At 39.0% G+C, this 7,670-nt stretch carries 6 protein-coding genes; all 6 read left to right on the top strand.

The window, feature by feature from the left end; translation table 11 throughout:
- Positions 1–712: DUF362 domain-containing protein (locus ABFC98_04240; protein ID MEN6445238.1), on the top strand; the 712-nt coding region annotated here is incomplete at its 5' end.
- Positions 712–1,032, top strand: a complete 321-nt coding sequence (locus tag ABFC98_04235) for a septum formation initiator family protein (GenBank protein ID MEN6445237.1) — start codon at positions 712–714, stop codon at positions 1,030–1,032. The genes ABFC98_04240 and ABFC98_04235, both read left to right, overlap by 1 nt.
- The gene (locus ABFC98_04230; GenBank protein MEN6445236.1) at positions 1,013–2,713 is read left to right on the top strand and encodes a GGDEF domain-containing protein; all 1,701 of its coding nucleotides are present in this window, start codon (positions 1,013–1,015) and stop codon (positions 2,711–2,713) included. The genes ABFC98_04235 and ABFC98_04230 overlap by 20 nt, the downstream gene beginning before the upstream one ends.
- Positions 2,714–2,782: 69 nt before the next feature.
- The gene (gene ugpC / locus ABFC98_04225) at positions 2,783–3,886 is read left to right on the top strand and encodes a sn-glycerol-3-phosphate ABC transporter ATP-binding protein UgpC (protein ID MEN6445235.1); all 1,104 of its coding nucleotides are present in this window, start codon (positions 2,783–2,785) and stop codon (positions 3,884–3,886) included.
- 127 nt (positions 3,887–4,013) lie between these two features.
- On the top strand, positions 4,014–4,703 hold the full coding sequence (locus ABFC98_04220) for a hypothetical protein (protein MEN6445234.1): 690 nt from the start codon (positions 4,014–4,016) through the stop codon (positions 4,701–4,703).
- Positions 4,700–6,208, top strand: a complete 1,509-nt coding sequence (locus tag ABFC98_04215; protein ID MEN6445233.1) for a hypothetical protein — start codon at positions 4,700–4,702, stop codon at positions 6,206–6,208. The genes ABFC98_04220 and ABFC98_04215 overlap by 4 nt, the downstream gene beginning before the upstream one ends.
- Positions 6,209–7,670: the final 1,462 nt, after the last annotated feature.

Here is a 7,670-nt window from a genome sequence, read left to right as displayed (position 1 = left end):
AATAGTCATTAACATCGGTAAATATAAAACCCATCAATTGACGGCATTTACCGGAGCCCTGAAAAACCTCTACGGTTTTATCCCCGGAATGTTGAAAAGTGAGCTACACCGGGAAAATCCCGACACCCTAAGTTTTGCCAATATGCTGGTTGCCCTGTATGGAGCCCTGAGCCATAAAATAACTTATAGTATCATAGATGGAATAACGGGAATGGATGGAACCGGTCCCTCCGCTGGCAAAGCAAGAAATTTCGGACTTCTTTTTGGTTCAACTTCTATTCCTGCTTTGGATTATACGGCAGCCAGGATAATGGGTTTTAACCTAAAAGATGTTCCCTATGTTAGTTCTGCTTTGCAATTGGACGGTATTTTGCCTTCGCATATTAAAATTCCTGCCTCGTTTAGAAACTATAAAATACTCGATGCGGATATAAAGAGCGTAAAACTAACCCAGAAGACCCTTCGTTATGTTCCTTCCATTGCGCAAAAAGCATTTCGTAAGGTCTATTATTTTTATCCGGAGGTAAGTGAACGCTGCCGTCGTTGTGGAATTTGTGTAAAAAGCTGTCCCGTAAAAGCCATAACTCTGCCGGACGCTAAACATCCTTATATTCACAAAGAACAGTGCATTAAGTGTTTATGCTGCCATGAGCTGTGCCCATATCAGGCAATAGATATTAAAAAATCATTTTTGGCTAAATTGGGGATGTAATGAAATCTAAAAATAAAAAGCTGAGCCCTGCGCAGCGTTTTGTCTTCTGGGGAATAATAATCGTGATGGTTGTCTGGATTCTTTTTTTAGCCAGCAACAGTTTTCTAAATACTTGGAAATTAAAGCACCGGGTGGAACAGTTGGAAAAAGAAACGGCAGTTTTGAAGGCGCAGAATGATAGTTTAGAACAAGAAAATAACCGTCTGAAAACAGATCCGGAAGCAGCTGAAAAAGCCGCCAGAGAAAATTTCGGATTCACTAAACCCGATGAAACCGTTTTTCGTTTTGTCCCCGCTAAAGATGATGAACCGACTAAGTAGTCAATCGCACATTTACGATATAGCTCTGTTCACTAATGTGAACCTAAACACAAGAACAAAGCTGAAACAATTGACTAATGACTTGATTACGGCTGATGACGATACTCGCAACCAGATTTTGGAGAAAATAAGCGACATTGTAACTTCCGACTGTGCGGATAACATCGATAATCCTCTTTTCTGCGAATTTACCGGCTTACTCATTCAATTTTTGCTGGACTATTTTCTGCAAATAAAGACCACGCATGAAAGCACATTTTATCATTATCTGAATTTCTTAAGCCAGTTACCCATCACAACTGAATCACCTTATTATGCCTATATTAATAAAATAGCGCAGGAAAATCCGGATACCGAAAAGGATTTTATGCAATCATTTGATCAGCTTCAATTACTCTATTTATTAACCGATAATGGCGATTATCAAAATGCCGAAGAACTGTTAACGCAACTGGAGCCAGTAATTGACAAAAAGCAGATGAGTTTTTGGGTGTTGATTCAGCTTGCTCAGATAGCTATGTTTCGTCATCATAACAAGCCCGCGGAACTGTTAAAAACATATCTGAACTTGATTATTGAGGTCTATAACAGAGATAGCAGTGATAGCTCGATAAATTTTATTATTCGCTGGCTCATTTCCACTTCCTGGCATAAACAGAATATTATCAAAAAGACCCTTTTACTAAGGATTTACGATTACATTTCCGATCAGAAATCGCTAAACACCGCTATGGTGTTATATGAATTATTTACGATGGAAGATCGTTTGGTTCCTTCTGCGGAAAAAATAGATTATCAGCGGTTATTGATTAAGTATCCAGCATCGGTTTTGAATGTGCAACAGCTTCATTCACTCTATTTTTTTGCCGGATATTATAACTGCAGCGTGCTTTCCAATTTCAAGGATTCCATCCAGAACTATCAATATTCCAATTATTTTCTGCATAAAAGCTGGGATAGTTTGCTCAGTTTATCACGCTTTTTGAGAGAAAAGCTCGATCCTGAACATTACTTTTCCGCTATGCCTTTTTGGGAAATTCGCATCCGAGAACTTAGCAATCAGGCATCTTTACAAAACAGCGCTTATGTGGAAAGTTTGCAGACCAACTTCTATAAAATAGAAGAACTCTATGAGAAAGTGGAAGAATTATCGCTAACGGACAGCTTAACCGGTTTGCGCAACAGAAGATATTTGGAAGGAAACCTGCTTCAAATGATTGTTTTGGCTGCCAGGCACAATGTTCCCGTATGCTTAAGTATGATTGACATTGATTTTTTTAAGCTGGTGAATGATAATTACGGGCATTTGGCAGGGGACTATGTTTTAAAAGAAATTGCCGCCATCATTAGCTCCGAATTTCGTAAAAGCGATGTTATCATTCGCTACGGAGGAGATGAATTTATCGTTATTCTCTTTGATTTAGATCCCCAACAGAGCTATTCTCTGATGGAAGAATTGCGCCAAAAAATTGAGGCATCGTCTTTTATGTTTCACAATCAGATGATCACCGTTACCATCAGTATTGGCATTGCTTGTGATTTTCACAAAGGAATTCAGCCCACCAATCTTACTAAATGTATTTCTTTTGCCGATCAGGCCTGTTATCTTGCCAAAACCGGCGGACGCAACCGGATAGAAATGTATCGAGCAGATGATGGCTCTATAGAAAATAACTGCTGATAAATCAGCAAGAATTGCTTGACATATATTCATTCTCGGTTATTAGTATTTTTTTGCAAGGAGTGTTAAATGGCTAAAGTAACCGTAAAGAAACTGAATAAGTTTTACGATAACAATGTGCATGCCGTTAAGGATGTTACTTTCACGGCTGAAGACAATGAATTTGTAGTTTTGGTTGGTCCTTCTGGCTGCGGAAAAACCACTATTTTAAGAATGATAGCCGGTTTGGAAGATATTTCTTCGGGAGAAATTTACATTGGCGATGTTTTGGTTAACGATGTTCCCCCCAAAGAAAGAGATATAGCCATGGTCTTTCAAAATTATGCTCTCTACCCGCATATGACTGTTTTTGACAATATGGCTTTTGCACTTAAAATGCGAAAAATGCCCAAAGATGAAATCAAGCAAAAAGTAAACGATTCGGCAAAATTACTGGGCATTGAAAGTATGCTGAAACGGAAACCGGGTCAGCTTTCGGGTGGACAAAGACAGCGCGTTGCCTTGGGAAGAACCATTGTGCGTAATCCAAAGGTCTTTCTTTTTGATGAACCGCTTTCCAATCTGGATGCCAAATTGCGCGTTGCGATGCGTGCCGAGATTGTTAAATTGCATAAATCAATAGGCAATACGATGTTGTATGTTACCCACGATCAAGTGGAAGCAATGACAATGGCAGATAGAATCGTAGTTATGAAAGATGGAGTTATTCAGCAAATTGATGCTCCCCTCAAAATATATAATGACCCGGCTAATATATTTGTAGCCGGTTTTATAGGCAGTCCCGCCATCAATATTACCAATGGCAAAATAATCAGAAATGAAGGCGCTTTGCATTTTGCCAGTGAGGATTATTTGGTAAAACTCACTTCCCGCCAAGAAGAAATTTTAAAGAATTACGAAAATAAAGCCATTATTATGGGTATCCGACCCGAAGACATTTATGATTCACGCTTTGACGCTATGGCGGAATTTCCCCAAAAAATTGTTACTAAAGTGGATTTTGTAGAGCCCTTAGGCAATGAATATCATGTTGTCTTAACTACTGCGCACAATGAATATACAGCTCGTTTTGATCCCAAGGAATTACCTCAAATGGGCCAAGAATTGAAAATAACCTTTGATATGGTTAAAGCTCATTTCTTTGATCCCGAAAGCGAAGGCAATCTATACTAAAATTATAAGCGATTTTGTAACGAAGTTGTTGGCTGCTATGATGTTTAAAGGGGAGGGTTACTTTCGGAATGCTATCCTCTGCTTTTTATTATTTGTATTCGTTAGTCCTTTCCTTGCCGCGATAACAATGGATAATTCAGCATCCGCCAATGCTTTATCCGGAATAACCATTTTATCAACATCTCCGGCTGATTATCTTATTTCACCTCTCATTGGAACCACCGGAATTTGCCTCAGTTGGCAACAACCTTATGGCATCAATAATCTAAACCTTTATGGTCTGCATAGTGCTTTTCCCATCAGACCCGTTATATTGGCAACCGGAATTGCCTATCTTGATCATCCGGATTATCGTTGGCAGGATGAATATTTGGCATTGAGCGCATCTTTTTCCGGTCTGCGATTGGGAATAACGCAACATTTGATTTATGAAAAGATCGAAGCTGAGTCCTGGCTTACTTGGTATAACGATTTTGCCCTCGCTTACCAGAAAAAAGGGTGGGGAGCGGAAATTCGCGGTAACAATATACAAACGGATGATTTTGCCCTCACTTTTTCGGGTTCCATCCCAGCCAATGAGACAGCTCTTATTTCGCCTGCCTATACTTTTAGAGAAAAGGCAAAGGATAGTTACTGTCTGGCAACTTCCTTTATAATAGCCAAACCTTTGTTACTTCAATGTTCTTGGCAAAATGAACCGGCGCGTTTTGGGCTGGGAATAAAAGTTCAAATTGGAAATGTTAATGTTATGTATGCAGTTAGAACTCATACGGAATTGGGTTTGACGCACATTGTGGACTTGGGTTCTGCCTGGTGAAGGGTTTTGTTGTTATCTTCATTATGCTTTTTTTCTGTTGTTTCAGCTTATTTGCTCAAAGGGAAGAAATTTTGGAACTGGCAACGGAAACTCAAGAAGATAACTGGTTAACACAAATTTATAGTGAACTGGAAAGTGGAAAATATCCTTTTGGTCTTCAGAATAGAACGAAATTCAGCGCTCCAAGCGATAATTTTCTTACCGATTTTCAGCTTCGGCAAAATGATCTGCACTGCAATCTGAACCTATTTAAAGAGGAGGGCTCTGAGGAGCAAATCAATTTCCAGCTGGCATTTATCCCTACATCGAAAAACCGCGCTGAAATATATTTTGGTTCCTTGCGTCCGGCTTTTGGTTTGGGAACCGTGTTTAGAAAAAGTAAAGCAAAAACCCTTTTTACCATTGAAAAACCTGCTCATCCTTCCTCTTTTTCACCTTTTGGAACTGCTCTGACATTCAGAATGAACAACTTATCCACCTTTGTCTTGGCTTCCGGTCAGAAACGAAATGCCTCTTTGAAAGAGGATAAAATAAATGCTTTATCTAAAACGATTCATTCAGAAATGCCCTCCGTGCAAGAAGATATCTATGCCGGCGGCTGTGAATATCGGTTGGAAAAAAGTATGCTTGGCTTTTTGGCTTATGCACAAAATTATAACCGCGATTTTGCCGATTCGCTTTGGAATGCTAAATTGCCTGTTTATACTTTTTCAGCCCAGACGGAATTGGAAAATCTTATATTATCCGCGGAAGGTGCTTTTCTGAACAATGACATTGCTTGCCAAATTAGTTCCAAAATTAGCTATCAGAATGTCTCTCAAGAGCTTATCTATGCCTACCGGCAAGGAAAACAATTGCCTGTTTATTCAGCTAAACCCTACCTTTTAAGCAGTCAGGGAGAAAATCAGGAAATTGATTGGAATGGGGATTTTCAGCCCTTTCCGAACACAAATATTAGCTGGAGCTATGCTCTAATCCGCAAAAATCACTCTCTTAAAAGTCCTAACTGGAATTCTCGCAGTATAATATATCTTTCCTATAAGTTAGCCGACACTGCTATCAATTTGCAATTTACCTCCCTGGATAGAGAAATTGTAAGTGCCATAGATAGCAGCTATATAACTACACTTCCTGTTCATTATCGTTTGCGGGGCTATATTTTGCAGGAATTGAATCAGCATCTAAGCTGTTCTATATTATGCCGTTACAATTATGAAGATAAACTGAACCTGCATAAAAACAGTTTCTATTGGGAAAATGCTTTTCGCTATTCTCGCAACCGCTTTCTGCTTTCTACCGGAGTGAAAAGTTGGCAGACAGTTAATACCCTCGTTTTACCTGAAATGGATGACACAAACCCTTCCGGAACCGTTTTTGCCACAAGTGACGATAATTTGCTCTTTGTCACTCTTCAGCATAAAGGAAAAATTGTTGCCTGGAAAACGGAATTAAGACAATCTTGGCTGAATGGCAATCGCTCTCTCTATTTTTCGGTTGGGATATGACACTTTCTGCTTTATAATAATACTTGTGTGGGAAAAAGATAAACGCTACTCTAAAAAATGATGGGTTTTAGAAACAAGGATTTAAGGATAGAGTTTTTAGAAACAAGGATTTAAGGATTTTAGGATTAAGAGGATTTATTTATAAGCCACCGAAAACACCGAAAATATTTCACGCAGATTTAAGTTCAGAATCAAGGATCTCAGGTTTGGATTTTAAAAAACAAGGATTTAAGGATTTTAGGATTAAGAGGATTTATTTTTATGAATTGTTAATTATCAAGATATTTGTAAAGCCCCTTGTGGGCGACACGATCATAGCGATGGCGGCATAAGCCCCTCGAAAAAAGCAAGACACAATCATCCTCTTTTTTTCACAATCACCAAAATAAAGCCCCCAAGGGCGACACGATCATAGCGATGGCGGCGTAAGCCCCTCGAAAATAGCAAGACACAATCATCCTCTTTTTTTATCCCATCTCCAAAATAAAGCCCCTTGTGGGCGTCACGATCATAGCGATGGTGGCGTAAGCCCCTCGAAAAAAGCAACATACAATAAAAAAGTCCCAGCGGGACGACAGGTACTAACAACGGATTTTAATCCGGTGCAATGAAAATGAATAAAAAAGTCCCAGCAGGACGACAGAAACTAACCAAACTTAAATTAGAAATCCTCTTAATCCTAAAATCCTTAAATCATTGTTGCTAAAAATTCAACCCTAACATCCTTGTTTCTATAATCATATCTGTGGCATCTGTGTAATCTGTAAGAAAATATGTAAAGGAAGAACGATATCCTCGTCGTTCTCCGGACAACCAAATTATAATGTTTCCGCTAAATTATATAACAGCTTGATAGTTTGATTGTTGTGGTTGACGAGGAAGTCAACCTTCCTATATTTATGCGCCGGGTTAAAACCCATCGTTAATACCTGTCGTCCCGATGGGACTCATTTATTTGTTCTACAATGCGCCGGGTTAAAACCCATCGTTAATACCTGTCGTCCCGCTGGGACTAATTTATTTGTTCTACAATGCGCCGGGTTAAAACCCGTCGTTAGTATGTATCGTTCCTAACGGAACTTTATTCTATAATCTTCCTTCTTACCTATTGAAATGATAAGTGTTCCCCAAACAGATTGCAGTGTTCCAAAAAAATAATTCGCTTTATTTTGCAAGACCTTAGCTAAGATATTGCGAGACATAAGTCACCAAATTTGCAAAGCAAAGCCAGCTGAGTTATTAATGGCAACCATTTGTGGCTTACTTTTTCCTGGCAGGATTGTCTTATAACCAAGTAACAATTCCGTAACAATCCAGTAACGAGATTAGAGCAGTGTTACGGAAGTGTTAGAGAAGCGTTAGTTAATCCATTAGGAAACAAGTATTTGGATAACCGAAATCGATAACGGCAACCTATATGGCTAACACATTCAGATATGAAGGGTTATCTTATTTTGGGAAA

The sequence above is a fragment of the Candidatus Cloacimonas sp. genome (genome assembly GCA_039680785.1).
Lineage (GTDB): Bacteria > Cloacimonadota > Cloacimonadia > Cloacimonadales > Cloacimonadaceae > Cloacimonas.
This window is presented reverse-complemented; position numbering and strand designations above follow the sequence as displayed.

Excerpts from the sequence above, each read along its gene's own strand:
- ABFC98_04235 (MEN6445237.1), top strand. The coding sequence starts at position 712 with ATGAAATCTAAAAATAAAAAGCTGAGCCCTGCGCAGCGTTTTGTCTTC.
- ABFC98_04230 (MEN6445236.1), top strand. The coding sequence starts at position 1,013 with ATGATGAACCGACTAAGTAGTCAATCGCACATTTACGATATAGCTCTG.
- ugpC (MEN6445235.1), top strand. The coding sequence starts at position 2,783 with ATGGCTAAAGTAACCGTAAAGAAACTGAATAAGTTTTACGATAACAAT.
- ABFC98_04220 (MEN6445234.1), top strand. The coding sequence starts at position 4,014 with ATGGATAATTCAGCATCCGCCAATGCTTTATCCGGAATAACCATTTTA.